The sequence below is a fragment of the Mycolicibacterium wolinskyi str. Jessa 2025 genome, from assembly GCF_049241375.1.
Lineage (GTDB): Bacteria > Actinomycetota > Actinomycetes > Mycobacteriales > Mycobacteriaceae > Mycobacterium > Mycobacterium wolinskyi.
Genome location: NZ_CP185960.1, coordinates 3,264,005 through 3,290,986, shown reverse-complemented (window position 1 = coordinate 3,290,986; position 26,982 = coordinate 3,264,005). Strand labels below are relative to the sequence as shown.

The 26,982-nt window shown below is 68.4% G+C and carries 21 protein-coding genes, 1 pseudogene and 1 riboswitch; of the genes and pseudogenes, 10 read left to right on the top strand and 12 right to left on the bottom strand.

The features are described from left to right. Nucleotides 1–87 precede the first annotated feature (87 nt). A complete protein-coding gene (locus ACOI2T_RS16170) occupies nt 88–1,461 on the top strand; it encodes a type II NADH:quinone oxidoreductase Ndh (RefSeq protein ID WP_067851859.1) in 1,374 nt (457 codons plus the stop codon). Here ACOI2T_RS16170 and ACOI2T_RS16165 read toward each other — a convergent pair. From ACOI2T_RS16165 to ACOI2T_RS16130, 8 genes are all read right to left on the bottom strand, one after another. Continuing rightward, nucleotides 1,458–2,111 (bottom strand): urease accessory protein UreD, encoded by a 654-nt coding sequence (locus ACOI2T_RS16165; RefSeq protein ID WP_409505355.1) that lies wholly within the window; start codon nt 2,109–2,111, stop codon nt 1,458–1,460. The genes ACOI2T_RS16170 and ACOI2T_RS16165 overlap by 4 nt on opposite strands. Further along, nucleotides 2,111–2,797 carry an urease accessory protein UreG gene (gene ureG, locus ACOI2T_RS16160; protein WP_067851861.1) on the bottom strand — a complete coding sequence of 229 codons (687 nt, stop codon included), beginning with the start codon at nt 2,795–2,797 and terminating at the stop codon, nt 2,111–2,113. The genes ACOI2T_RS16165 and ureG overlap by 1 nt, the downstream gene beginning before the upstream one ends. A gap of 18 nt (nt 2,798–2,815) precedes the next feature. Beyond that, entirely contained in the window at nt 2,816–3,451 is a 636-nt protein-coding gene (locus ACOI2T_RS16155; RefSeq protein ID WP_085145555.1) for an urease accessory protein UreF, read from the bottom strand. Then, a complete protein-coding gene (locus tag ACOI2T_RS16150; RefSeq protein WP_409505354.1) occupies nt 3,452–5,173 on the bottom strand; it encodes an urease subunit alpha in 1,722 nt (573 codons plus the stop codon). Further along, on the bottom strand, nt 5,170–5,484 hold the full coding sequence (locus ACOI2T_RS16145) for an urease subunit beta (RefSeq protein WP_409505353.1): 315 nt from the start codon (nt 5,482–5,484) through the stop codon (nt 5,170–5,172). The genes ACOI2T_RS16150 and ACOI2T_RS16145 overlap by 4 nt, the downstream gene beginning before the upstream one ends. Nucleotides 5,485–5,531: 47 nt before the next feature. Next, nucleotides 5,532–5,834, bottom strand: coding sequence for an urease subunit gamma (locus ACOI2T_RS16140; RefSeq protein ID WP_067851865.1), 303 nt, complete (start codon nt 5,832–5,834; stop codon nt 5,532–5,534). Nucleotides 5,835–5,886: 52 nt separating this feature from the next. Then, nucleotides 5,887–6,291: a PaaI family thioesterase gene (locus tag ACOI2T_RS16135; RefSeq protein ID WP_409505352.1), complete on the bottom strand. Its 405-nt coding sequence runs from the start codon at nt 6,289–6,291 to the stop codon at nt 5,887–5,889. 156 nt (nt 6,292–6,447) lie between these two features. After that, nucleotides 6,448–7,218 (bottom strand): iron reductase, encoded by a 771-nt coding sequence (locus ACOI2T_RS16130; RefSeq protein WP_067851867.1) that lies wholly within the window; start codon nt 7,216–7,218, stop codon nt 6,448–6,450. Between the two features lie 224 nt (nt 7,219–7,442). Between ACOI2T_RS16130 and ACOI2T_RS16125 the strand changes: the two are divergent. From ACOI2T_RS16125 to ACOI2T_RS16110, 4 genes and pseudogenes are all read left to right on the top strand, one after another. Next, a pseudogene (locus ACOI2T_RS16125) lies at nt 7,443–7,860 on the top strand (BlaI/MecI/CopY family transcriptional regulator). Nucleotides 7,861–7,874: 14 nt separating this feature from the next. Then, nucleotides 7,875–8,831: a M56 family metallopeptidase gene (locus ACOI2T_RS16120; RefSeq protein ID WP_067851869.1), complete on the top strand. Its 957-nt coding sequence runs from the start codon at nt 7,875–7,877 to the stop codon at nt 8,829–8,831. 51 nt (nt 8,832–8,882) lie between these two features. Continuing rightward, nucleotides 8,883–10,337: an NADP-dependent phosphogluconate dehydrogenase gene (gene gndA / locus ACOI2T_RS16115; RefSeq protein WP_409505351.1), complete on the top strand. Its 1,455-nt coding sequence runs from the start codon at nt 8,883–8,885 to the stop codon at nt 10,335–10,337. A gap of 91 nt (nt 10,338–10,428) precedes the next feature. Further along, complete coding sequence (locus tag ACOI2T_RS16110) at nt 10,429–11,865, top strand: GuaB1 family IMP dehydrogenase-related protein (RefSeq protein WP_409505350.1); 1,437 nt, start codon at nt 10,429–10,431, stop codon at nt 11,863–11,865. On the opposite strand, the gene ACOI2T_RS16105 is transcribed toward ACOI2T_RS16110, so the two are convergent. Genes ACOI2T_RS16105 through ACOI2T_RS16095 form a run of 3 tightly spaced genes read right to left on the bottom strand, consistent with a single transcriptional unit; the run spans nt 11,848 to nt 15,476 of the window. Further along, nucleotides 11,848–12,900, bottom strand: a complete 1,053-nt coding sequence (locus tag ACOI2T_RS16105; protein WP_421877003.1) for an ABC transporter ATP-binding protein — start codon at nt 12,898–12,900, stop codon at nt 11,848–11,850. The two genes, ACOI2T_RS16110 and ACOI2T_RS16105, sit on opposite strands and share 18 nt — an antisense overlap. Next, complete coding sequence (locus tag ACOI2T_RS16100; RefSeq protein ID WP_409505348.1) at nt 12,893–14,428, bottom strand: ABC transporter permease; 1,536 nt, start codon at nt 14,426–14,428, stop codon at nt 12,893–12,895. The genes ACOI2T_RS16105 and ACOI2T_RS16100 overlap by 8 nt, the downstream gene beginning before the upstream one ends. A gap of 4 nt (nt 14,429–14,432) precedes the next feature. Beyond that, nucleotides 14,433–15,476, bottom strand: coding sequence for an iron ABC transporter substrate-binding protein (locus tag ACOI2T_RS16095; protein WP_409505347.1), 1,044 nt, complete (start codon nt 15,474–15,476; stop codon nt 14,433–14,435). 348 nt (nt 15,477–15,824) lie between these two features. On the opposite strand from ACOI2T_RS16095, the gene ACOI2T_RS16090 reads away from it, so the two are divergent. Genes ACOI2T_RS16090 through ACOI2T_RS16070 form a run of 5 tightly spaced genes read left to right on the top strand, consistent with a single transcriptional unit; the run spans nt 15,825 to nt 23,801 of the window. Continuing rightward, on the top strand, nt 15,825–17,198 hold the full coding sequence (locus tag ACOI2T_RS16090) for a hemolysin family protein (RefSeq protein ID WP_409505346.1): 1,374 nt from the start codon (nt 15,825–15,827) through the stop codon (nt 17,196–17,198). After that, on the top strand, nt 17,191–18,243 hold the full coding sequence (locus tag ACOI2T_RS16085; RefSeq protein WP_067851876.1) for a hemolysin family protein: 1,053 nt from the start codon (nt 17,191–17,193) through the stop codon (nt 18,241–18,243). The genes ACOI2T_RS16090 and ACOI2T_RS16085 overlap by 8 nt, the downstream gene beginning before the upstream one ends. Before the next feature lie 19 nt (nt 18,244–18,262). Next, nucleotides 18,263–19,159 (top strand): 3-methyladenine DNA glycosylase, encoded by an 897-nt coding sequence (locus ACOI2T_RS16080; protein WP_409505422.1) that lies wholly within the window; start codon nt 18,263–18,265, stop codon nt 19,157–19,159. Nucleotides 19,160–19,210: 51 nt separating this feature from the next. Beyond that, nucleotides 19,211–21,439: a malate synthase G gene (locus ACOI2T_RS16075; RefSeq protein WP_409505345.1), complete on the top strand. Its 2,229-nt coding sequence runs from the start codon at nt 19,211–19,213 to the stop codon at nt 21,437–21,439. Between the two features lie 46 nt (nt 21,440–21,485). Continuing rightward, nucleotides 21,486–23,801, top strand: coding sequence for a substrate-binding domain-containing protein (locus ACOI2T_RS16070; RefSeq protein ID WP_409505344.1), 2,316 nt, complete (start codon nt 21,486–21,488; stop codon nt 23,799–23,801). A 68-nt stretch (nt 23,802–23,869) separates the two neighbouring features. On the opposite strand, the gene gcvP is transcribed toward ACOI2T_RS16070, so the two are convergent. Further along, nucleotides 23,870–26,701 carry an aminomethyl-transferring glycine dehydrogenase gene (gene gcvP / locus ACOI2T_RS16065; RefSeq protein ID WP_409505343.1) on the bottom strand — a complete coding sequence of 944 codons (2,832 nt, stop codon included), beginning with the start codon at nt 26,699–26,701 and terminating at the stop codon, nt 23,870–23,872. Between the two features lie 155 nt (nt 26,702–26,856). Continuing rightward, nucleotides 26,857–26,955, bottom strand: a riboswitch (glycine riboswitch). Nucleotides 26,956–26,982: the final 27 nt, after the last annotated feature.

Sequence of the window (26,982 nt, the reverse complement as noted above, 5' to 3'; positions counted from 1 at the left end):
CGGTTGCCTACGTCACCGCGCTGACCGGAATCGTGCCGACTAACCTATCGGTTGTATCAAGTGGGAAAACGTCCGCGAGGAGCAGCAATGAGCCATCCCGGAGCTACGGCGTCGGATCGGCATAAAGTCGTCATTATCGGATCGGGTTTCGGTGGTCTGACCGCCGCCAAGACCCTCAAACGCGCCGACGTCGACGTCAAGCTGATCGCCCGCACCACCCATCACCTGTTCCAGCCACTGCTCTACCAGGTGGCGACGGGGATCATCTCCGAAGGCGAGATCGCGCCTGCCACGCGCGTGATCCTGCGCAAGCAGAAGAACGCACAGGTGTTGCTGGGCGACGTCACCCATATCGATCTCGAGAAGCAGACGGTGGATTCGGTCCTGCTGGGTCACACCTACTCGACGCCGTACGACAGCCTGATCATCGCGGCAGGCGCGGGGCAGTCGTACTTCGGCAACGATCACTTCGCCGAGTTCGCGCCCGGCATGAAGTCGATCGACGACGCCCTGGAGCTTCGCGGTCGCATCCTCGGCGCGTTCGAACAGGCCGAGCGGTCGAGCGACCCCGTGCGCCGGGCGAAGCTGCTGACGTTCACCGTCGTCGGTGCCGGCCCCACGGGCGTCGAAATGGCCGGGCAGATCGCCGAATTGGCGGATCAGACGCTGCGGGGCAGCTTCCGCCACATCGATCCGACCGAGGCCAGGGTGATCCTGCTCGACGCCGCACCCGCCGTGCTGCCGCCGATGGGTGAGAAGCTCGGCAAGAAGGCGCAGGCCCGGCTGGAGAAGATGGGCGTCGAGGTGCAGCTCGGCGCCATGGTCACCGACGTGGATCGCAACGGTCTGACGGTCAAGGATTCCGACGGCACGATCCGGCGGATCGAATCGGCCTGCAAGGTGTGGTCGGCCGGCGTGTCGGCGAGCCCGCTCGGCAAGGATCTCGCCGAGCAGTCCGGGGTCGAGCTCGACCGGGCCGGCCGCGTCAAGGTGCAACCCGACCTGACCGTTCCCGGCCACCCGAACGTGTTCGTGGTCGGCGACATGGCGGCGGTCGAGGGGGTTCCCGGCGTGGCCCAGGGCGCGATCCAGGGCGGCCGCTATGCAGCCAAGCTGATCAAGCGCGAGGTCAGCGGCACCAGCCAGAAGATCCGGGCCCCGTTCGAGTACTTCGACAAGGGCTCGATGGCGACGGTGTCGCGGTTCTCGGCAGTGGCCAAGGTCGGCAAGGTCGAGTTCGCGGGTTTCTTCGCCTGGTTGTGCTGGCTGGTGCTGCACCTGGTGTACCTGGTGGGTTTCAAGACCAAGATCGTCACCCTGCTGTCGTGGACCGTGACGTTCCTGAGCACCAAACGCGGCCAGCTCACGATCACCGAACAGCAGGCGTACGCCCGTACCAGGATCGAGGAGCTCGAAGAGATCGCGGCCTCGGTACAGGAAACCGAGAAAGCGGCGTCCTAGCTCGCGTCGTCGGCCGGCAGCCGGTCACCTTGCCAGGTGGCCAGGCTGCCGCCGCGCGCCAGCGCGAGTAGGGTTCCTGCACCGTCGAAAGACGCTGCGGGATAACGCATTTCGCTGATACATGCCCGCGGTGCGGCCAGTTCGTCGTTACCCACTGCCCCGCTGCCGAGCTCGATCCGGTGCCGAAGCAGCGGCACGGGCGTATCCGTGCCGACGTCGGCGTGCAACGCACCCGACCAGAACCCCACCCGCTCCCCCGACCTGCCGATCTGGATGCGTTCGCGTATCCGCACCTCGGCGGTGTCGGCGAGCTGTAACCGCGTAGTGGTCCGGTGATCGGAACCGCCTGCCACGACCGTCGGCTGGGGGTCCAGATCGAGGTGGCCGGCGACTTCGATCGTCCAGCACGCCTGCGATTGCCGCGTGTGCGCACCGGGCAGCACCAATGTCGCAGCGGCAGTCCGGACCCGCAGCGTGGCCCCGGCCTCGACGACCACCCGCACCGCGAGTGTGTCGCCGCCGAGCGGCGTGGCGGCGGTCGACACCAGATGCACGGTGTCGGGCTCGGTGCAGCGGGCCGTGAGGCCGCCGGTGGCCTCGATGCGCGGCAGGTGCCCCGGCCGCGCGACGATGACGAGGTCGGAGTGCATCAGACCGACTGTGCCCGGGCGACCTCCAACTGTTCGCGGACCCAGGCCAGCACCGGCCCCGCCGCCGGGTCCTCGGTGAGTGAGATCAGCACGGTCGGCCGGTCCTGGCGGACTTTGGCCGCATCGCGGCGCATCACGTCGAGATCGGCGCCCACCAGTGGGGCGAGGTCGGTCTTGTTGACCACCAACAGGTCTGAGTACGTCACTCCCGGCCCGCCCTTGCGGGGGACCTTGTCGCCGCCCGCGACGTCGACGACGAAGATCTGTACGTCCACCAGACCCGACGAGAACGTCGCGGTGAGGTTGTCACCGCCGGATTCGACGAGGATCAGATCCAGTGCGGGGTTGCCCTCGATCAGATCGTCGATCGCGTCGAGGTTGGCGGTGATGTCGTCGCGGATCGCGGTGTGCGGGCAGCCGCCGGTCTGCACGGCCGCGATCCGCTCGTCGGGGAGCACGGCGTGCCTGCGCAGGAAGTCCGCGTCCTCGGTGGTGTAGATGTCGTTGGTCAGCACGGCCAGTGACAGTTCGTCACGCAACTGCCGGCACAGTGCGGCCACGAGTGCGGTCTTGCCCGAGCCAACCGGACCGCCGATGCCGATGCGCAACGGCTCGCCCGGTTGCCGTATCCGTTTCGGGCGTTCGGTATGAGCGTGCGGTTCACCGTCGAGGAAATGCGGTGGCATGAGGGGCCTTTCGTGATTTCAGGAAACGAACAGGGGACGTTCGCGTTCGGTGTGGCGCTGGGCCAGCACATCGAGCAGCGGATCGGACAGGTCGGCGAGGCCGGCGGTGGCTTCCCCGGCGACCGAGTCACACAGCGCGGACAGCGCGAAAGTCACTGCGGCGACGTCGCCCGGGTCGAGGGCGAGCAGGCGCTGCGCGGCGGTCGCCGAACCGGTCATCGTCGTGTAGACCACAGAAAGCGCCGTCTGGTCGGCTCGCAACCCGGCGGCGGCACCCGCCGCGCCTGCCGCGACCGCGAGATGAGGTCGCGGGCCCAACGCGGCCCACCGCTCCCCCGGCCACACCCGCCGCGCCAACCGGACCAGGCCCCGGCCCTGCGCCCGCGACGCGTCGCGTGCGGCCGGAGCCGGTGTGCGGGCATCGGTCTCGGCGTCGGCCGCATCGGGAGTCAACGCACCGGAATGCACGGCGACCGCCAGCGAGGCGGCCACGAGGCCGTGACTGCGGATACGCCGGACCAGGTAGGCGTGCAACGTCGGGATATCGGTGAGCAGACCGCTGGTCACGGCCTCCTCTACGCCACCGGAATGGACATGCCCGCCGGTCGGCAATCGCGAGTCGGCCAGGGTGAGAAGTGTTGCGAGACTGCTCATCTAGAACAGGAAGTATCGCTGTGCCATGGGTAGCTCGGCCGCCGGTTGTTCCTGCCACACCTCACCGTCGATGCGCACCGTGAACGTGTCGGGCTCCACCTCGATGTGCGGCAGCGCGTCGTTGAGTGGCATGTGGGCCTTGCCGACCTGCCGAACGTTCTTGGTGGCCACGAGTTTCCGGCGGATATCGAGGCGACCGGCGAGACCGTCGTCGATCGCGTGTTCTGAGACGAAGTGCACCGAGGTCGCGGCCGCCGCCGCGGGTGCCGCGCCGAACATGGGTCGCGGCAGCACGGGCTGCGGCGTGGGGATCGAGGCGTTGGCGTCGCCCATCGCGGCCCACGTGATCATGCCGCCCTTGAGCACGGCATGCGGGCGGACGCCGAAGAACGCCGGTTCCCACAGCACCAGGTCGGCGAGCTTGCCCACCTCGACCGAACCGATCTCGTCGTCGAGCCCGTGCGCGACCGCCGGGCAGATCGTGTACTTCGCGACGTAGCGGCGCACCCGATTGTTGTCCGCGCGGCCGTCGCCCTCCAGCGCACCGCGCCTGCGCTTCATGACATGTGCGGTCTGCCAGGTGCGCAGAACGACCTCCCCGATGCGGCCCATCGCCTGCGCGTCACTGCCGATCATCGAGATCGCGCCGATGTCATGCAGCAGATCCTCGGCGGCGATCGTGGACGGGCGGATCCGGCTCTCGGCGAACGCCAAGTCCTCCGGCACAGCGGGGTTCAGGTGGTGACACACCATCAGCATGTCGAGGTGCTCGTCGAGGGTGTTGACGGTGTGTGGGCGCGTCGGGTTGGTCGAACTCGGTAGCACATTCGGATGGCCGGCCACGGTGATGATGTCGGGCGCGTGGCCGCCGCCGGCTCCCTCGGTGTGATAGGCGTGGATCGCGCGGCCCTTGATGGCGGCCAACGTGTCCTCGACGAAACCGGCCTCGTTGAGGGTGTCGGAGTGCAGATTGACCTGCACGCCCGCCGCGTCGGCGACGGTCAGGCACGCATCGATCGCCGCGGGCGTCGTGCCCCAGTCCTCGTGCAACTTGAATCCCGCTGCGCCGCCTCGCAATTGCTCCCACATCGACTCGGCGCTGACGGTGTTGCCCTTGCCGAGCAGGGCCACGTTCAGCGGCCATGAGTCCAGTGACTCGAGCATCCGGGCCAGGTGCCACGAACCGGGTGTCACCGTGGTGGCCTTGCTGCCCTCGGCGGGGCCGGTGCCGCCGGCGACGATCGTGGTGATGCCACTGCCGAGCGCCTCCTCCATGACCTGCGGACAGATCAGGTGGACATGGCAGTCGATCGCGCCGGCGGTCAGGATGCGGCCGTTGCCTGCGATGATCTCGGTGGACGGGCCGACCACGAGATCGGGATGCACGCCCGCCATGATGTCCGGATTGCCCGCCTTGCCGATGGCGGTGATGCGCCCGTCGCGAATGCCGATGTCGGCCTTGATGATTCCCCAGTGGTCGATGATCACCGCACCGGTGATGACGGTGTCGGGCGCGCCGTCGGCACGCGTCGCCCTCGACTGTCCCATCGATTCCCGCAGCACCTTGCCGCCGCCGAAGACCGCCTCGTCACCGGCCAATGCCGGCCCGCCGCTGCGGTCCTCGGTGATCTCGACGAACAGGTCGGTGTCGGCCAACCTGATCCGGTCACCGGCGGTCGGCCCGAACAACGCGGCATAGCGGGCCCTGGAGAGTTGCGTCATGAGGGGTCCAATCGGCCCGGAGGGTTGAGACTGATGCCGTGCACCTCACGCGCCCCGGCCAACGGCACCAGCGAGACACGATGGGCCACACCGGGTTCGAAGCGAACCGCGGTACCGGCCGGGATGTCGAGCCGGTGGCCATGCGCGGCGGCCCGGTCGAAGTCCAGCGCGGCATTGGCCTGCGGCAGATGCACATGGCTGCCGACCTGCACCGGCCGGTCACCGGTGTTCACGATGTCGAGGGTCAGCCGTGCCGCACCGCGATTGAGTTCGATCACACCGTCCCCGAACAGGATTTCACCTGGAATCATGCGCGATCCGCCTTCGGCTACTCGCTGAGAAATCATGCGCGGCCGCCTCAGGCGATCGGCTGGTGGACGGTCACCAGCTTCGTGCCGTCCGGAAACGTCGCTTCGACCTGGACGTCGGGCAGCATTTCGGGAACCCCCTCCATGACCTCGTCCCGGGTCAGCACACTGCGGCCGCTCACCATCAATTCGGCGACCGTGCGGCCGTCGCGCGCACCTTCGAGTAGATGGTCGGTGATCACCGCGACCGCTTCGGGATGATTGAGCCGCAGCCCGCGAGCCTGCCTGCGGCGCGCCAGCTCTGCGGCATACGAGATCAGCAGCCGGTCCTGTTCATGCGGCGTTAAACGCATAGTGGGCGATACTGCCACGCCACCCGCACCGGCGCGCGCCGTACCGAAGCGGCTAGGCGGCCGGCATGTTCTGCAGGCGCACCTGACCGCGAGCCACCAGCCGGTCGTTCTCGTCGGTGATGGTGATGAGCCACAGCTGCTGACGGCGCCCACGGTGGATCGGCGTGGAAACCGCTGTCACAGTTCCTGATCCGATCGCACGCAAAAAGTCGGTGTTGTTGTTGACGCCCACGACGGTGCCGCCGCCGTTCTCGGACAGCCAGATGTGACCGGACACGCTGGCAAGGCTCTCGACGATCGAGCAGTACACGCCGCCGTGCACGATTCCCCACGGCTGCAAGAGCTTGTCGTGGATCTTGAGCTCGGCGCGCCCACCATCCGGGGTGAGCTCGAGATAGGTCAGGCCGAGTTCGGTGTCGAATCCTTTACCCAGCCCTTCGGGCGCTTCTGTCGTCACAGTCCTCGTGTCTACACGGCGGGCCGCCATAAAGATGCGGGCGGGTCCCGTGCAATTCGCACGGGACCCGCCCTCGAGTGGACCGGGGGTCTCTGCAGCCCTCAGGACTCCGGCGCGGTCCGTTAGCCTCGTACCGAAAGAATAGGCAAGGCTGCCCTAATTTAGCAAGACCTTCCCTGCGCGACTCGCGCCGCGGACCGGCAGACCGAAGCCCACCAGCGCATCCAGCACCGCCTGACCGCGACGCATGCTGACCAATTCACTGCAGCCGGCCAGCAGCGGCACCTGCGTCGCCGCGCTCACGACGGCCGCGCCGACCATGTGCCACATGGCCGCAACGGACATCGCACCGCCGCTGATCTCCACCAAACGGGTGAAGAGCGGCTCCAGCGCACGGTGGCTGCGGTGCGCCACCCACGTCGTCAGCGCGGCCTCGCTCGGCAGCGCGACAATTCCGTCGTGCGCGGCGTCGGCGATGCGAGTCACGCCGGCGCGGAAATGCGGATCGTCGGGCAGGGCGCGCAGAATCGGATCGACGACACCGACCCAGTCGATCGCGCCCTCGGAGTCCACGTGCACCCACAGGTTCTCCAGGCCGGTATCCCAGGCCCGGCCCTCCAGCACCAGCAGTGGCACCACCCGGCCGATGACGACGTGGGCCAGCGTGGCGGCCAACTGCTGGGCCACCGCGGCGCGGTTGTCGGTCTCGGCGATCGCGGTGTCGAACATCAGCTGCAGCCGATCGCCGCTCAGCGCCTCGGCCAGCGGCCACCACCGCCGGCGCGACAGGTCGCCCATGACGGCAACACCGTAGACCCGTGGACACTCCGGATACAGCTCACGCAGGCGCCGACTGGACTCGTGCAGCGGCAGTGCCCGCTTGATGGCCATACCCGCGATCAGGGGGTCCTCGATCAAGACCGTCATGACACCTCCGAAGGCTCCAATGTGACTTAGGTTAGCCTTACTATAGTCACGAGATGATCGAGGGCTATCTGCTGTGACTCGATTCACAACAGACCCGTGAATGGTCGTTGACCTTGAAGTACACGCCCGCCGACAACGGCGGGACACTTGCTCGTTGATGGATACGACACGCGGTAGTAAGCCCGTAGTACGCTGGCCTTACTGCTCAGGAGAGTGAACGGAACATGGCCAAACTGACGCGTCTTGGGGAATTGGAGCGCGAGGTGATGGATCACCTCTGGTCCGCACCGGAACCCCAAACTGTGCGCCAAGTCCACGAGGCGCTGGCCGCCCGCCGCGACTTGGCCTACACCACGATCATGACCGTGCTGCAGCGCCTGGCGAAGAAGAACCTGGTCGTGCAGCACCGCGATGACCGTGCACATCGCTATGCGCCCACGCATGGCCGCGATGAACTGGTCGCCGGCCTCATGGTCGACGCCCTCGACCAGGCCGCCGATTCCGGCAGTCGGCAGGCCGCGCTCGTGCACTTCGTCGAACGTGTCGGCGCCGACGAGGCCGCGGCGCTGCGCCGGGCCCTCGCCGAGCTCGAAGAGCAAGCACCGGATCCCACCACCGACTGGTAATTCCAGCACCGCCTGAGAGAGACTTACGGCGTGTCCGCGCTGGCTTTCACCCTCGTCGCGCTGGCCCTGGTTGGACCAGTGCCGGCGATGCTGGCGCGGGCGTCATGGCCGCTGCGGGCACCGCGCGCCGCGATCGTGCTGTGGCAGTCGATCGCCCTTGCGGCCGTTCTCTCGGCGTTCTCCGCGGGCATCGCGATCGCGAGCCGGCTGTTCGTCCCCGGACCGGACGGGCGGCCCACGGCGACCATCACGAGTGAGATCAAAGTCCTGGGCTGGCCGCTGTGGCTGCTCTATGTCGTGGTCTTCACCCTGACCCTGCTGATCGGCGCGCGGCTGTGCGTCGCGGTGATCCAGGTGGCCGTCGCGACCCGCAGGCGCCGGGCGCATCACCGCATGATGGTCGACCTGCTGAGCAGGTCGCGCGATGCCGTGCCGACCCACCTCTGTACCTCGGCCAGTGGCTTGCGCATCCTGGATGTGGCGCAGCCCCTGGCCTATTGTCTGCCCGGGGTGCGCAGCCGGGTCGTGGTCAGTGAAGGGACACTGAACACGTTGTCCGACAACGAGGTCACCGCGATCCTGACCCATGAGCGAGCCCATCTGCGCGCCCGCCACGACCTCGTCCTCGAGATGTTCACCGCCGTGCACGCCGCCTTCCCGCGGTTCGTCCGCAGCGCCAGTGCGCTCGATGCCGTGCGTCTGCTGATCGAGCTCCTCGCCGACGATGCCGCCGTGCGGACCGCCGGGCCCACTCCCCTGGCCCGGGCGCTGGTCGCATGCGCGGGCGGTCGCACACCGTCCGGAGCGCTGGCCGCCGGCGGGCCCACGACGGTGATCCGCGTGCGACGCCTCGGCGGCAAGCCGAACAGTCTGGTCCTGTCCGCGATCGCCTATCTGGCAGCGGTAGCCGTACTCGTCGTCCCCACTGTCGCGGTCGCCGTGCCCTGGCTCACCGAGTTGCACCGCCTGTTCTCCGGTTTGGGATAAGGCCATACCGGTCGGGCGTTCATCTACAACAAAACAACGAAAGGCTCCTGCATGACCAACACGAGCACTTCCGGCACGGCGCAGATCGGCGTGACCGGCCTGGCGGTGATGGGTTCGAACATCGCGCGTAACTTCGCCCGCCACGGCTACACCGTCGCTCTGCACAACCGGTCAGTGGCCAAGACCGATGCGCTGCTGGCCGAGCACGGGTCAGAAGGAAAGTTCGTGCGCAGCGAGACCATCGCCGAATTCCTCGACGCGCTGGAGAAGCCGCGCCGGGTCCTGATCATGGTCAAGGCCGGCGAGGCCACCGACGCCGTGATCAACGAGCTCGCCGACGCCATGGAAGAAGGCGACATCATCATCGACGGCGGCAACGCCCTCTACACCGACACCATCCGGCGCGAAGCCGCGATGCGTGAGCGTGGGCTGCACTTCGTCGGCGCAGGCATCTCCGGCGGCGAGGAGGGTGCCCTCAACGGGCCCTCGATCATGCCCGGTGGCCCCGCCGAGTCCTACAAGAGCCTCGGCCCGCTGCTCGAAGAGATCTCAGCCCACGTCGACGGAGTGCCCTGCTGCACCCACATCGGCCCCGACGGCGCCGGGCACTTCGTCAAGATGGTGCACAACGGCATCGAATACTCCGACATGCAGTTGATCGGCGAGGCCTACCAACTGCTGCGCGACGGCCTCGGCAAGAGCGCAGGCGAGATCGCCGACGTGTTCGACGAATGGAACAAAGGCGACCTCGACAGCTTCCTGGTCGAGATCACCGCCAAGGTGCTGCGCCAGACCGACGCCAAGACCGGCAAGCCGCTTGTCGACGTGATCGTCGACGAGGCCGAACAGAAGGGCACCGGACGCTGGACGGTGAAGTCCGCACTCGACCTCGGCGTGCCGGTCACCGGCATCGCCGAAGCCGTGTTCGCCAGGGCCCTGTCGGGTTCGGTGCCCCAGCGTAAGGCCACCGTGGGCCTGGCCTCCGGCGACCTCGGCGCCGCACCCGCCGACGCGGCACAGTTCACCGAGGATGTGCGCCAGGCGCTCTACGCCTCCAAGATCGTCGCCTACGCCCAAGGGTTCAACCAGATCCAGGCCGGCAGCGCCGAATACGACTGGAACATCACCCCCGGTGACCTCGCGACCATCTGGCGCGGCGGATGCATCATCCGGGCCAAGTTCCTCAACCGGATCAAAGAGGCCTACGACGTCGAGCCGGACCTGGCCACGCTGATCGCCGCCCCGTACTTCCGCAGCGCCGTCGAGTCGGCGATCGACAGCTGGCGGCGCGTCGTGGTCACCGCCACGCAGCTGGGCATCCCGATCCCCGGATTCTCCTCGGCGCTGTCCTACTACGACGCACTGCGCACCGAGCGGCTGCCAGCGGCATTGACCCAGGGCCTGCGTGACTTCTTCGGCGCACACACCTACGGCCGCATCGACGCCGAACCCGGCCAGAAGTTCCACACCCTGTGGAGCGGCGACCACAGCGAAGTCCCCGCCTGATTTCTCCCCGCGAGCAGACACGGAATCGCGCTACCAGGGCCTGGTTCGTGCGACTCTGTGTCTGCTCGGCGTCCAACTAGACTCGGCAACGATGAGATTTCTTGACGGGCACACACCGCCCTACGACCTGACCTACAACGACGTCTTCGTCGTCCCGGGCCGGTCGGATGTGGCGTCACGCTTCGACGTCGACCTGTCGACCGTCGACGGTTCGGGCACCACGATCCCCGTGGTGGTGGCCAACATGACGGCTGTGGCAGGCCGGCGCATGGCCGAGACCGTCGCGCGGCGCGGCGGCATCGTGGTGCTGCCGCAGGATCTGCCGATCACCGCGGTCAGCGAGACCGTCGAGTTCGTCAAGAGCCGCGACCTGGTGGTCGACACCCCGGTGACCTTGGGCCCCGACGACTCGGTGTCGGACGCCACCGCGCTGTTGCACAAGCGTGCACACGGCGCGGCAGTCGTGGTTTTCGAAGGCCGGCCGATCGGGCTCGTGACCGAGGCCAGCTGTGTCGGGGTGGACCGATTCGCGCGCGTGCGGGACGTGGCGCTGTCCGATTTCGTCACCGCGCCGGTCGGCACCGACCCCCGCGAGGTGTTCGACCTGCTCGAGCACGCGCCGATCGACGTGGCCGTGATGACCGAGCCCGACGGCACCCTGGCCGGGGTGCTCACCCGCACCGCCGCGATCCGCACCGGCATCTACGCGCCCGCGGTCGACGCCGCCGGACGGCTGCGCATCGCCGCCGCCGTCGGCATCAACGGCGATGTCGCGGCCAAGGCCAGGGCACTGGCCGAGGCCGGCGTCGACCTCCTGGTCATCGACACCGCACACGGTCACCAACTCAAGATGCTCGACGCCATCAAGGCCGTGGCGTCACTGGATCTGGGCCTGCCGCTGGCGGCGGGCAACGTGGTGTCGGCCGAGGGCACGCGCGACCTCATCAGTGCCGGCGCCTCGATCGTCAAGGTCGGTGTCGGCCCCGGCGCGATGTGCACGACGCGGATGATGACCGGGGTGGGCCGGCCGCAGTTCTCCGCCGTCGTCGAATGTGCTGCGGCAGCAAGGCAACTCGGCGCGCATGTGTGGGCGGACGGCGGCGTGCGGCACCCGCGCGACGTGGCACTGGCACTCGCCGCGGGCGCATCCAACGTGATGATCGGCTCGTGGTTCGCCGGTACCTACGAATCTCCTGGCGATCTGTTGCACGACCGCGACGACCGGCCGTACAAGGAGAGCTACGGCATGGCGTCCAAGCGTGCGGTCGCAGCCCGCACGGCCGGTGACAGTGCGTTCGACCGCGCGCGCAAAGCCCTGTTCGAAGAAGGCATTTCGTCTTCGCGCATGGGTCTCGACCCGGCCCGCGGCGGCGTCGAGGATCTGCTCGACCACATCACGTCGGGCGTGCGCAGCACATGCACCTATGTCGGCGCATCGAACCTCGCCGAGCTGCACGAGAAGGTCGTGCTCGGTGTGCAGTCGGCGGCCGGATTCGCCGAAGGCCATCCGTTACCCAGTGGCTGGTGACGGGTAGGCCAGCACGTCGCCGACGACCTCGACGGTGACCGTACTGTCGGTGGCGACGCGAGCGTCTCCCGGGCTGCGCGACCGCAGGGCGGTTCCGTCGCGCAGCACGACATGCACCACGGTGTCCGCACCGTAGAACCGGCTCGCGCACACGCGGGCCACGGCATCGGCGTCACCGTCCGGCGCGCGCATCCGTAACTGCTCGGGCCGCAACACCACCACAGCCGATCCATCGGCTACCGCGATGCGCACGGGATGGGCGCCGAGCGCGGTGTGTGCGACACCCGCGTGGCATGTCCCCGCCAATTCGACTGTGGCGCCGACGAATCGGGCGGTCGCGAGGTTGGCGGGCCGCCCGTACAGGTCGGCAGGCGCGGCGTGTTGGGCCACCGCGCCGTCGATCAGCAAGGCCACCGAATCCGCGAGCGACAACGCCTCGGTCTGGTCGTGCGTCACGAGGACGGCGGTAGTGCCTGCGGCACGCAGGATTTCGGCGATGTCCTCGCGGACCCGGGTCCGCAGCCCCGCATCCAGCGCGGCGAACGGCTCGTCGAGCAGCAGGACGCGGGGCCGGGCGGCCAGGGCCCGCGCGAGCGCGACCCGCTGTTGCTGTCCGCCGGACAATTCGTGCGGGCGAGCATCGGCCAGCCCGGGCAGGCCGACGACGTCGAGCCAGTGGGCCACCTCAGCGGCCACGCCGTTGCGCGCGGCGAGACCGAACGCCACGTTGCCGCCGACCGTCAGGTGCGGGAACAGCGCGCCTTCCTGCGGCATGAGGCCGACCCGTCGCCGATGTGCCGGCACCACCGGCCCCCTACCGATCATCGGCTCGCCCGCGATGTGCACCGTTCCGGCGTCGGGGTCATCGAATCCGGCCAGGATGCGCAGCAACGTGGTCTTGCCGCAGCCCGACGGTCCGAGCACCGCGGTGATCGTGCCGGCCGGGACCTGAAGATCGGCCCCGGCGAGCACGCGCCGCCTGCCATACGACTTGTGAATGCCAAGTGCCGCAACCCCTGCCGTGCCGTCAGTCACTGCGGACCCCGCTGCGTCCCGCGCTGAAGAATCCGAGCGCGGCGGTCGGGACGGCGGCGAACACCACAAGCGCCGCGGCGTACGGTGCGGCGGCGGCGTAGTCGCTGACCGAGCTGTAGCCCCACAGCCGCGTCGCGAGCGTGTCTACACCGGTCGGGTGCAGCAGCAGGGTCACCGGCAGCTCCTTCATGCACGTCAGCAGGATCAGTGCCGCGCCTGCCCCGATACCCGGAACCGAAAGGCGTGCGGTGACCGCCCCGAACGCGCGTAACGGGCTGCGCCCGAGCGACTGTGCGACCTCCTCGAGCCGCACCGGCGTCGTCTCGACGGCCGCCCGCACCGAGCCGACCGCCAACGGCACCAGCAGCACCGCATACGCCAGGATCAGCAGCGACGCATGCTGATAGAGCGGTCGCAGCAACAGCACCCCGAGCGACACCATCGAGATACCGATGACGATCGCCGGAAGTCCGTGCGCCACATAGCTCGCGCCCTCCAAGACTCGAGTGGCCCGGTTCCGGTAGCGCGCCGCGAGCACACCGAGCGGTAGCGCGGCGACAGTGCACACCACCGCCGCGATGACCGACAGCCACACCGTCGCGGCGAGCGCGGCAACCCATTCCCCGCCGTCCCACCGCGCACCTGCGGTCAGCAACCAACGCACCAACGCGAGCGTCGGTACCCCGATCGCGGCGGCCAGCACCGCCATCGGGACCAGCAGGGCGACCGGCCACCACCGCCGTAACCGGTTGAGCGGTGCGGGCCGCGGTGTGCCGCCGCCGATGCGGGCGGCGGCGATCCCGCGCGCCCGCGCTTCGGCAAGCACCAACACCAGCGCCAGTACGAGCAACACGAGCGAAAGCACCGCCGCGCGCGACGGATTGAAGCCCGACCGGTAGGCGCCGTAGATCACCCAGGTGAACGCCTCGTAGCGCATGGCGGCGACCGCGCCGAAGTCGCTGAGCACGTAGAGCGCCACCAGCAGGGCACCCGCCGTGATGGCACCCCTGGCCTGCCGCAGCGTCACCCGGAACAGCACCGAGAGACCGCCGTGGCCGAGTGAGCGGGCCACCTCCTCCAATGCCGGGTCCACCCGCGACAGCGCCGCGACGGTGGTGAGGAAGACGAGCGGATAGCTCACCAACACCAGAACCAGGCAGGCACCCCAGAATCCCTCGGCCGCCGGGTAGACCGAAACCCAAAGGTAGGCAAGCAGATAACTGGGGATGGCCAGCGGGAGCGTCAGCGCGACGGCAAGGCCGCGCCTGCCTCGCAGATCGGTACGCGACACCAATACCGCAAGCCCAACCCCGAGCACCACGCAGATCGCCGTGACCACGACGACCAGGGTCAGCGACCGCCCGACCAGCGCCGCGGTGCGTTCCTGCCAGAGTTCGTCGACGACGAAGCCCCACCCCCGCTCCACGGCACGTTCACCGAGATAGACCAACGGCACCAAGGTCGCGAGTACGACCAGCGCCGCGGCACCCACCAACGGCACCGGAGCACGTCGGCCACGTCCGCTCATCGAGTCAGTTGGTCAGCAGGCCGGTTTCCACCAGCAGTTCCTGTGTCGCTTCCAGGTCCGACAGCGCCGACAGGTCGACGGGCGGCGGCTGCAGGTCACTCAGTGGCGGCATCTCCCCCGACGGCGCCACCCCGGCGATCAGCGGATACTCCATCGTCTCGCCCGCGAAGTACTCCTGCGCCGACTTGCCGACCAGATACGACGCAAACTCTTGTGCACCTTGGGGGTTCGGCGCGGATTTGAGCACGCCGACCCCGGCCACGTTGATCAGCCCGCCCGGGTCGCCCGGGGCCATGAACTTGTTGCGTGCGGTCACCGCCTGCGCACCCTTGGCGTCGATCAGCTCATACAGGTAGTAGTGATTGGCGAGGCCCAGCGGCAACTGGCCGGAGTCGACCGCGTCGCGCACCGCGACATTGTTCTCGTAGGCCTTGGGCTCCTGAGCCTTGAAGGCCTGCAACCATTGCCGGGCCCCGTCGTCACCGCGGATCACCCGCAGGCCGGTGACGAACGACTGCCACGACGCATTGCTGGGCGCGAACCCGATCTTGCCCTTCCATTCCGGCGCCAGCAGCCCGTCGATGGTGTCCGGGGCGTTGGGCGCGAGGGTCGGGTTGTACACCACGACGCGAGCGCGGCCGGAGACTCCGACCCAGGTGCCGTCGGCAGCCGAGAACTTGGCGGGCACGGCCTTGAGCGTCTCCTCCTCGATCGGTGCGAACAGCCCCGCCTGGGTGACCGCGCCGAGCGCGCCGGCGTCTTGCGACAGGAAGACGTCTGCCGGTGATTTGTCGCCCTCGGTGATCAGCTGCGCGGCCAGTTCGCCCGAGCCGGCGTACCGGGTTTCCACCTCGATGCCGGTGTCGGTCGTGAACTGTTCGATCAGCGGTGCGACGAGTTCCTCACTGCGGCCCGAATACACCACGATCTTGTCGGCCGATTCCGCCGGCTGCGACCCGCACGCGCTCAGCGTGACCACCGCGGCAACGACGCCGAGCACACCGGCCAGGCGGACAACCTGCTTGGATCGAGCCAGGAAAGACGTCATGGAGGACCTGCCTTCGGCTGCCTGACGGGATGGGATGACCCTACCCGCGCAACTTTGGTTAGGCTGCGTAAACCGCAGGACAAGGCGCCATTTTGCAGGCACGACGTGGTGGTTGGCCGCGGCGACCGGCTACGTACGCGTTAGTATTGAGCTTCACTGCATCCATGGCCGGCCACGTCCGATGGCCGGCGCGAAAGAAAGGGTTCACGTGCCGCAGGCACCGACTGAGGCCTCCGGTTCTGAACCGGCCTTCCGGGCGGAGCAGCAATCAGTCCTGAACGCCGAAGCTGACGACCCCTCTCCTAGTTGGCCGGGCCTCGTGCCCGGCGCCCTGCGGGTGAGATCCCGATGAGTTCGAGCGTCGTTTTCTCGCTGTTGTCGATCTTGGCGGTCGTGCTCCTGACCGCCGGCACCGCGGTGTTCGTGGCCGCCGAATTCTCGCTCACCGCCCTCGAACGCAGCACGGTCGAGGCCAACGCCCGCGACGGCGACCGCCGTGACCAATTGGTCCGGCGCGCCCATCGCACCCTGTCCTTCCAGCTGTCCGGCGCGCAGGTCGGTATCTCGATCACCACCCTGGCCACCGGTTACCTCGCCGAGCCCGTCGTCGGACGGTTGATCCAGCCCGGCCTCGACGCGATCGGCATACCGGCCAACCTCACCGGTGGCCTGTCGCTGTTCCTCGCGGTGCTGATCGCGACGTCGCTGTCGATGGTGTTCGGCGAGCTCGTGCCGAAAAACCTCGCGGTGGCCCGGCCGGTGCCGACGGCACGTGCCGCCGCGCCGTTCCAATTGCTGTTTTCGATGTTGTTCACACCGGTGATCCGGTTGACCAACGGCACAGCCAACTGGATCCTGCGCAGGCTCGGCATCGAACCGGCCGAGGAACTCCGCTCGGCACGCTCGGCTCAGGAGCTCGCATCGCTGGTCCGGAACTCGGCACGCAGCGGATCACTCGATCAGACGACGGCGTTGCTCGTCGACCGCTCACTGCGGTTCGGGGAGCGCACCGCCGAGGAGTTGATGACGCCACGGTCGAAGATCGAGGCGCTCAATGCCGACGACACCGTCGCCGACCTGATGACCGCCGCGATCGACACCGGATTCTCGCGGTTCCCGATCGTCGAAGGAGATCTCGATCAGACCATCGGCGTCGTGCATGTCAAGCAGGTGTTCACGGTGCCGCTCGACGAGCGGGCCCGGACCCGGCTGGCAGGCCTGGCCCAGCCCGTCGCAACCGTGCCGTCCACACTCGACGGTGACGCCGTGATGACCCAGATCCGCGCCAACGGTCTGCAGACCGCACTCGTCGTCGACGAGTACGGCGGCACCGCGGGCATGGTGACCGTCGAGGACCTGATCGAGGAGATCGTCGGCGACGTCCGCGACGAACACGACGACGCGACGCCCGACGTCGTGCCCGCCGGTCAGGGCTGGCAGGTGTCGGGGCTGCTGCGCATCGACGAAGTCGCCGCCGAGACCGGGTTCCGCGCCCCCGAAGGGGAATACGAGACGATCGGCGGCCTGGTCCTGCAGGAGCTCGGCCACATCCCCGAGACGGGCGAGGCGGTCGAGCTCACGGCATTCGACCCGGACAGCGGAGCCGACGAGCCGGCTCGTTGGCTCGCGACGGTGGTCCGGATGGATGGCCGCCGCATCGACCTGCTGGAACTGACCGGCTTGGGCAACGGCAGCGGCAACGGAGGTGAGCACGGTGGGTGACATCTTCGGCGTGCTGCTGACCGTGCTGCTGCTCGCGGCCAACGCGTTCTTCGTGGCCTCGGAGTTCGCACTCATCTCGGCCCGCCGGGACCGGCTGCAGGCGCTGGCCGAGCAGGGCAAGCGAAGCGCCGTCACGGTGATCCGGGCCGGCGAGAATCTGTCGCTGATGCTGGCCGGCGCCCAGCTGGGCATCACGATCTGCTCGATCCTGCTCGGCCGTGTCGGCGAGCCCGCTGTCGCGCACCTGCTGGAGAAGCCGTTCGGGCTGCTCGGCGTGTCCGACGCGGTGCTGCACACGGTGTCGTTCTTCGTCGCGCTCGCCATCGTCGTGATCCTGCACGTCCTGCTCGGCGAGATGGTCCCGAAGAACATCGCGATCGCCGGGCCGGAGTCCGCGGCGATGCTGCTCATCCCGGCCTATCTGCTCTACATCCGGGCGGCGCGGCCGTTCATCGCGTTCTACAACTGGTGTGCCAACACGACGCTGCGGGCGTTCCGCGTCGAGCCGCGCGACGAACTCGAATCGGCCGTGTCCACCGTCGAGCTGTCGGAGATGATCGCCGAATCGGTTTCGGAGGGCCTGCTCGACCCCGAGGAACACCACCGGCTGACCCGTGCCCTGCAGACCCGCACGCGCACCGTGGCGGACGTCGCCATGCCGCTCGACGAGATCCACGCGGTCCAGGTTGCCGCGCAGGACACCGGACCGACGGTCGGCGCCGTCGAGCGGGCCCTCACCGAGACGGGTTACTCGCGATTCCCGGTGGTCGACATGTTCGGTGTGTTCATCGGCTATCTGCACATCAAGGATGTGCTGCCGCAGGTCAATGAACCCGACGCCGTGGTCGACCGCGCAATGGTGCGCCCACTCCCGCAGTTGCCGGCCACCCTGCCGCTGCCCGACGCCCTGTCGCGATTGCGCCGCAGCAACAGCCACCTGGCCCTGGCCACCTCGCCCGACGGCGCGGTGACCGCGATGGTCGCGCTCGAAGACCTGGTCGAAGACCTCGTCGGCACCGTCCGCGACGGAACGCACCGTGTCTGAGCTGGCGCCCGTCGCCACCCTGGTCACCCGGATTCTCGACGAATCCGAGTGGACCGCGGCCGAACAGCGTCATCGCGAGCGGGTCGAGACGTTTCTCGCGCCGCACGTGCGCCGCCAGGAACGCGGAGAAGCCCACCCGGTGTGGGACTTCCTGTTCACCTACTACAGCCTGCGGCCCCGTCAACTGCGTCGTTGGCATCCGGGGTTCGGGGTGGTGCTGTCCGGCCCGTCCGCACGCCGCTATCTCGACGCGAGCGGGTACGGCCGCTGCGCCGACGGCGTCACCGTCACCCGCGACCACCTCGCGGCCCGCACGGAAACAGTGCGGTTCATCGCGTCGCTGTTGCGCGCCACAGCCGCGCGCCCGGCCCGGCTGAACTGCTTCGGGCTGCACGAGTGGGCCATGGTGTACCGCACCGGCGCGGTTCGCCACGCCCAGGTTCCGCTGCGGCTCGGCGCGGCCGACACCGACGCCGTGGTCGACTCGATGCCGTTGCGGTGCAGCCACTTCGACGCGTTCCGGTTCTTCACCGAACCGGCCGCCGTCCGCAACGACCGCCAACTCAGCCGAGAAGCGCAGCTCAGCGCCGAGCAGCCGGGCTGTATCCATGCGGCGATGGACCTGTACAAGTGGGCGTACAAACTGGGCCCGCTGGTGTCTTCTGAACTGGTGATCGATGCGCTCGAGCTCGCCGCCGACGCGCGGGCGGTGGACATGTGCGCGAGTCCATACGACCTGAGGCGCTATGGTTTCGAGCCGATCCCCATCGAAACACCGGCCGGGCGTGCCGAATACGTCCGGGCCCAACAGGAGATCGCCGAGAGGGCCGCCCCGCTGCGGGCCACTCTGGCAAACCGATGTGAGCTGTTACTCATCAGCGCGGACGGTGAAAAAGCCGACGTTACCGATGGGTAAGCTGGATAAACGGCAGGCGCCGCGCGGTGTCTGGAGCCGAGGGAGGAAAGCATGACCAGCGATCGTGTGACGGTCGGAAATCTGCGCGTCGCGCGCGTATTGCACGACTTCATCACGAATGAGGCGCTGCCCGGAACCGGCATCGACCCCGACACCTTCTGGTCCGGCGTGGACAAGGTGGTCGCCGACCTCACCCCGCAGAACCAGGACCTGCTGGCCCGTCGCGACGAACTGCAGGCCCAGATCGACAAGTGGCACCGCTCGCACGTGCTCGAACCGGTCGACCCGGCTGCCTACAAGCAGTTCCTCACCGATATCGGCTACCTGCTGCCCGAGCCCGACGACTTCACGATCACCACGGCCGGTGTCGACGACGAGATCACCACCACCGCGGGCCCGCAGCTCGTGGTGCCGATCCTCAACGCCCGGTTCGCGCTCAACGCCGCCAACGCGCGATGGGGCTCGCTGTACGACGCGCTGTACGGCACCGACGTCATCTCTGAGGAGGACGGCGCGGAGAAGGTACGGCCGGGTACTGACGGCGGATACAACACTGTGCGTGGCGACAAGGTGATCGCCTACGCCCGCAAGTTCCTCGACGAGGCCGTGCCGCTCGCGGCCGGTTCGTGGAGCGAGGCGACCGGCCTCAAGATCGACGACGGGCAGTTGCTCGTGACCTACGGCGACGACCTGTCGAGCGGGCTCGCGGCGCCCGAACAATTCGTCGGCTACACCGGTGAGCTCGGCAAGCCCCAGTGGTCGGTGCTGCTGCGCAACCACGGCCTGCACATCGAGATCCTGATCGACCCCGACTCCCCCGTCGGCGCCACCGACGCCGCGGGCATCAAGGACGTGGTGCTGGAGTCCGCGATCACCACGATCATGGACTTCGAGGACTCGGTCGCCGCGGTCGACGCCGACGACAAGGTGCTGGGCTACCGCAACTGGCTTGGCCTGAACCGCGGCGATCTGTCCGAAGAGGTCAGCAAGGGTGACAAGACGTTCACCCGCGTCCTCAACGAGGACCGCACCTTCACCACACCGGACGGCGAGGGCGAGCTCACGCTGCCCGGCCGCAGCCTGCTGTTCGTGCGCAACGTCGGTCACCTCATGACCAACGACGCGATCGTCGACGCCGACGGGAACGAAGTGTTCGAAGGCATCCAGGACGCGCTGTTCACGAGCCTGATCGCGATGCACGGCTTGAAGGACGGCGCGGACAACGACGGGGCCAACGGCCCGTTGCGCAACAGCCGCACCGGCTCGGTGTACATCGTCAAGCCCAAGATGCACGGCCCCGACGAGGTGGCGTTCACCTGTGAGCTGTTCAGCCGCGTCGAAGACGTGCTCGGACTGCCCGAGGCCACCCTCAAGGTCGGCATCATGGACGAGGAACGCCGCACCACGGTCAACCTCAAGGCGTGCATCAAAGCCGCCGCCGACCGCGTGGTCTTCATCAACACCGGGTTCCTCGACCGCACCGGCGACGAGATCCACACCTCGATGGAGGCTGGCCCGATGGTGCGCAAGGGCACCATGAAGAGCCAGCCGTGGATCAAGGCGTACGAGGACGCCAACGTCGATGTGGGTCTGGCGGCCGGCTTGTCCGGCAAGGCCCAGATCGGCAAGGGCATGTGGGCCATGACCGACCTGATGGCCGACATGGTCGAACAGAAGATCGGACAGCCCAAGGCCGGTGCCACCACGGCGTGGGTGCCGTCGCCGACCGCGGCGACCCTGCACGCGATGCACTACCACCAGGTGGACGTGTTCGCGGTGCAGAAGGAGCTGGCCGGCAAGAAGCGCGGCAAGCTCGAAGATCTGTTGACGATCCCGCTCGCCGACTCGTCGCTGACGTGGTCGCCGGAAGAGATCCACGAGGAGGTCGACAACAACTGCCAGTCGATCCTCGGCTACGTGGTGCGCTGGATCGACGCAGGCGTCGGCTGCTCGAAGGTGCCCGACATCCACGACGTCGCACTGATGGAAGACCGCGCCACGCTGCGTATTTCGAGCCAGCTGCTGGCGAACTGGCTGCGCCACGGCGTCATCACGGCCGAGGACGTCAAGGCGAGCCTGCGCCGGATGGCCGCGGTGGTCGACGAACAGAACTCGAAGGATCCCGCCTACCTGCCGATGGCGCCCAACCCGGAGGCCAGCATCGCCTTCGCCGCGGCGCAGGAGCTGATCCTGTCCGGCACCGAGCAGCCCAACGGCTACACCGAGCCGATCCTGCACCGGCGCCGCCGCGAGTTCAAAGCGAGCACCGCTGCCCAGTGATTAGACTTCGGCGGGGCCGGATGAGTGACGAGTCGAGGGGTTAGGAATGGGTAGGCACAGCATTCCCGACCCCGAAGACTCCGCGGACGAGCCCGATTTCGGGCCCGGCCACGACGCCGGGTACGAAACGCCGGGCCGTCACGAGTCGTACCGCGAGCCCGGGTACGAATCCGACTACGACCGGGGCGGCTACGGTCCGTCCGACTACGGGCGTTCGGAGTATCCGCAGGCCGACGAACCCGACCATGGGTACGAGCGGGAGGCGGGGCATCGACCCGATCCCGGCTATCGGGAGGATCGCGGCTACCAGCCGCCGCAGCCCGAGTATCCGAGCGATCGTGGGTACCGTCCGGAACCCGGGCGCCGCCAGCACCGGTACGCCGATGACACCGACGATTATTCGGGCGGCGACTCCGACTATCCGGATTACTCGGATTCGGACTACACCGACGACTATGCCGACGAGTACGGCGATGATTACGCCAATGAGTATGCCGACGAGTATGCCGACGGCTACCCCGAAGACGACGACCGCGACGCTCCGACCGCGAAGCTGAGTGCGGCCGGACCACCACCTCCGCCGTCCACGCCGTCCCGCCGGGCACGTGGCGGCGACTGGGACGGCGAATGGACGGGTAGCCACCGAGCGGTGGCGTCGGGACGCCGCGGTGTCAGCGTCGGGGTGATCGCGGCTCTCGTCACCGTCGTGGCGGTGGTCGCCGGGGTGATCCTGTGGAAGTTCTTCGGCGACGTCCTGTCGGATCGCAGCGACGCCGCGGCGGCACGCTGTGTCGCCGGTGAACTCGGCGTGGCCGTGATCGCCGATCCGACCATCTCGTCGCACGTCGAAACCTTGGCCAACAAGTACAACGAATCGGCGAGCCCGGTCGGTGACCGCTGCGTCAAGGTACGGGTGCAATCGGCCGAATCCGACCGCGTGGTGAGCGGTTTCGCGAACACCTGGCCGAGCGAACTCGGTGACCGACCTGCGTTGTGGATTCCGTCGAGCAGTATCGCCGCGGCCCGGCTCGAAGCCACCGCGGGCGCCGAGACCGTCAGTGACAGCCGGTCACTGGTCACCTCACCGGTTCTGCTCGCCGTCTCCCCTCAGCTCAAAGACGCTCTCGGCCGGCAGAACTGGGCGAAGCTGCCGGAACTGCAGAGCAACCCGGCCGCGATGAACGGGCTGCGGCTGCCGGGCTGGGGAACGCTGAAACTGGCCCTGCCCAACCGCAACAACGGCGATGCGGCGTATCTGGCCGCCGAAGCCGTCGCGACGGAGTCCGCCCCGCCCGGGTCACCCCCGACGGCAGGCATGAGCGGGGTCAACACGCTCCTGGGCGGACAACCCAAACTCGACGACGGTGAACTGGGGACCGCCTTCGACGCGATGCTCAACGCGTCCGATCCCGCGGCCGCTCCGGTCCACGCGGTGGCCACCACCGAGCAGCAGTTGTTCACGCATGCCGCCACTCTCGGCGACGCCAAGGACTCGTTGGCCGGCTGGGTGCCGGACGGGCCGACGGCCGTCGCCGATTACCCCGCCGTGCTGCTGGCCGGTGACTGGCTCGAGCAGGAACAGGTCACCGCCACCAGTGAGTTCGCCCGCTACCTGCGCAAGCCCGAGCAACTGGGCGAACTCGCCAAAGCCGGCTTCCGGGCCGAGGGCACCACGCCGCCCTCCAGCGATGTCACCGACTTCGGGCCGCTCGCCGCGCCGCTGTCGGTCAGCGACAACTCGATGCGGGTCACGCTGGCCAACGCGACGGCCGCCCCCGCCGAGAGCCCGGCCGTGACGATCATGCTCGACCAGTCGATGCCGACCGAGGAAGGCGGCAAATCCCGGCTGGCGAACGTCGTCGCGGCACTCAACAGCCGGCTCAAGGCACTGCCCGCGACATCCGAGGTGGGCCTGTGGACGTTCGACGGCACCGAGGGACGCTCCGAGGTGTCGCTGGGACCGCTGGCCGAACCCGTCAGCGGGCGCGCGCGGTCACAGGTGCTCAGCTCGACCCTCGACGATCAGTCCGCGTCGAGTGGCGGGGCGGTTTCGTTCACCACGCTGCGGCTCGTCTACAACGAGGCGATGGCGAATTACAAAGAAGGCCGGGCCAATTCGATCCTGGTGATCACCACCGGCCCGCACACCGACCAGAGCCTGGACGGTGCGGGGCTGCAAGAATTCGTGCGCGGCGCGTTCGAACAGGCTCGCCCGGTCGCGGTCAACGTCATCGACTTCGGCGGCGACTCCGACCGTGCCACGTGGGAGGCCGTCGCCCAGATCAGCGGCGGCAGCTACCAGAACGTGGCCAGCTCGGCGTCGCCCGAACTGACCACCGCGATCACGACCCTGTTGGGCTGACCGCTTCCGCAGACGCGGTCCGGCCTACCTCGGCACAACGCGCCGAGGTAGGCCGGAAACAGCCGTCGCTACGCGAACGCCTCGACGGGCGGGCACGAGCACACGAGATTGCGGTCGCCGTAGGCTCCGTCGATGCGGCGCACCGGCGGCCACACCTTCGGCCGGAAGCCCTTGCCCAGCGGGTAGGCGGCCTGCTCGCGGGTGTAGGGGTGATCCCAGTCCGACACCAGAAGGCACTCGGCCGTGTGCGGGGCGTTGCGCAGCGGGTTGTCCTCCGCCGGCCACTCGCCCGAGCCGACGCGGTCGATCTCGGCGCGGATCGCGATCATCGCGTCGCAGAACGCGTCGACCTCGGCGAGGCTCTCGCTTTCCGTTGGCTCGACCATGAGCGTGCCCGCGACCGGGAAACTCATGGTCGGAGCGTGGAAACCGTAGTCCGCCAAGCGCTTTGCCACGTCGTCGACCGTCACGCCGGTGGACTTGGTGATGGCGCGCAGATCCAGGATGCACTCGTGGGCGACCATGCCGTTCTCGCCGGTGTAGAGCACCGGGTAGTACTCGTCGAGGCGGCGGGCGACATAGTTGGCCGACGCGATCGCGGTCAACGACGCCGCGCGCAGCCCGTCGGCACCCATCATCCTGATGTAGGCCCAGGTGATCGGCAGGATCGAGGCCGATCCGTACGGCGCGGACGACACGGTGTGCTCATCGGGTAGTTCGTCGGCCAACGGATGGCCGGGCAGATACGGCGCCAGGTGCGAGCGCACCGCGACCGGCCCGACGCCGGGGCCGCCGCCGCCGTGCGGGATGCAGAACGTCTTGTGCAGGTTCAGATGGCTGACGTCGCCACCGAAGCGGCCCGGGCGGGCGAGCCCGACGAGCGCGTTCAGGTTCGCACCGTCGACGTAGACCTGGCCGCCCGCGTCGTGCACCGCGGCGCAGATCTCGGCGACGTCGTGTTCGTACACGCCGTGCGTGGACGGATACGTGATCATCAGTGCCGCAATGCGATCCGCGTGCTCGGCTACCTTGGCCCGCAGATCGTCGAGATCGACGTCGCCGTTCGACCGGCACGCGACCACGACGACGCGCATACCGGCCAGCGCCGCCGAGGCCGCGTTGGTGCCGTGTGCGCTCGACGGGATCAGGCACAGGTCGCGGGCGTGATCGCCGCGGGCATCGTGGTAGGCCTTGATCGCCAGCAGCCCGGCGTACTCCCCCTGCGAGCCAGCGTTGGGCTGCAGTGACACCTCGTCGTATCCCGTGATGCCACTCAGCCAGGTCTGCAGATCGGCGATCAGCTTGCGCAGGCCCGGATTGTCGGATGCCGGCGCGAACGGGTGTTGGCGAGCGAACTCCGGCCAGGTGATGGGTTCCATCTCGGCCGCGGCGTTGAGCTTCATGGTGCACGAGCCGAGCGGAATCATGCTGCGGTCCAAGGCGATGTCCTTGTCCGCCAGCGACCGCAGGTAGCGCATCATCTCGGTCTCGGTGCGGTAGCGGGTGAACGCCGGATGGGTGAGGAACTCCGACGTACGCGTGACGATGCCGGCGCAGCGCGGTTCGGCGGCGCTGACGCCGAACGCGTCGAGCACCGCGGCGACGTGGTCATCGGTCGTCGCTTCGTCGCACGACACCGAGACATGATCGGCGTCGACGCGCCACAGGTTGATGCCCGTAGCTTTTGCGGCCGCGATCACCTCGTCGGCGCGTCCGGGGACGTTCGCGAGCACGGTGTCGAAGTACTTGTCGTGCACGAGCGCGTCGCCCAGTGCCGCCGCGATCGCCTCGGCATGACCGTGGACACGGCGCGCGATGGCCGTGAGCCCCTCCGCACCGTGGTAGCTGGCATACATCGCGGCCATCACCGCGAGCAGTACCTGGGCAGTACAGATGTTGCTGGTGGCCTTGTCGCGGCGGATGTGCTGCTCGCGGGTCTGCAACGCCAGTCGATATGCCGGTGCCCCGTCGCCATCGACGGACACGCCGACGAGGCGGCCCGGCAACTGCCGGGCGTGCTTTGCGTGCACGGCCAGATACCCGGCGTGCGGTCCGCCGAATCCCATTGGCACACCGAACCGTTGGCTCGTGCCGAAGGCGACGTCGGCCCCGATCTCGCCGGGCGGGGTGATCACGGTCAATGCCAGCAGGTCGGCGCCGACCGCGACCAGGGCACCACGTTCGTGCGCCGCGCTGATCAGACCCGACCAGTCGTCCACGCGTCCGCTCGCGCCGGGCAATTGCACGATCACGCCGAAGAACTCACCGTCGGGCAGTCCCTCGCGGAGGTCGGCGGTGACGATCTCGATGCCGAGCGGTTGTGCGCGCGTGGCGAGCACCGCCGCCGTCTGGGCGTAGACGTCCACGTCGACGGCGAGGCGGTTCGCCGGGCCCTTCACGGCGCGGTGCATCAGAGTCATGGCCTCGGCCGCGGCGGTGCCCTCGTCGAGCATCGAGGCGTTCGCCACCTCGAGCCCGGTCAGGTCCGACACCATGGTCTGGAAGTTGAGCAGGGCCTCCAGCCGGCCCTGGCTGATCTCCGGCTGGTACGGGGTGTAAGCGGTGTACCAGGCCGGGTTCTCGAGGATGTTGCGTCGCAGCACCGGCGGCGTCAGCGTGTCGAAATAGCCTTGGCCGATCATCGACACCGCGATGGTGTTGGAGTCCGCGAGCGCATGCAGCTCGGCCAGCGCCTGTTCCTCGGTGGCCGCGGCAGGCAGCTGCGCGAGCCCGGGTGCGCGCCCCTCGCCGTCGAGGCCGTCGAGGATGCCTGCGGGCAGCGCCTTCTCGGCCAGCTCGTCGAGGGAGCTGACACCGATCACGTCGAGCATGGTGGCGACGGCGGAGGCGTCCGGACCGATGTGACGATCGACAAAACGCGGCAGATGCTGGTCGGACAAGATCTCTCCCCTGATCGAGGCGTAGACGTACGAGACGTACTACCGTCCCTCTCCCTCTGTCGTCGACCCGCACGGGCGCCTGAGAGATTCGGCCCAGGTCGTGGGCCTTTCCCCATGGGCGGGCGCCGCAACGGCACCGCTTTCCAGAGGCATCGGGGCCTGGCGCGGTCCTGGGTGCCTGAGAGGTTGACGGAGAGGTGTTGCTCCTTCGGCGTCCGTGACTGGCGATCACGGAACTCTCCCGCACAAGGGCGATGCGCTGCTGATTCTACCGGTCCGCC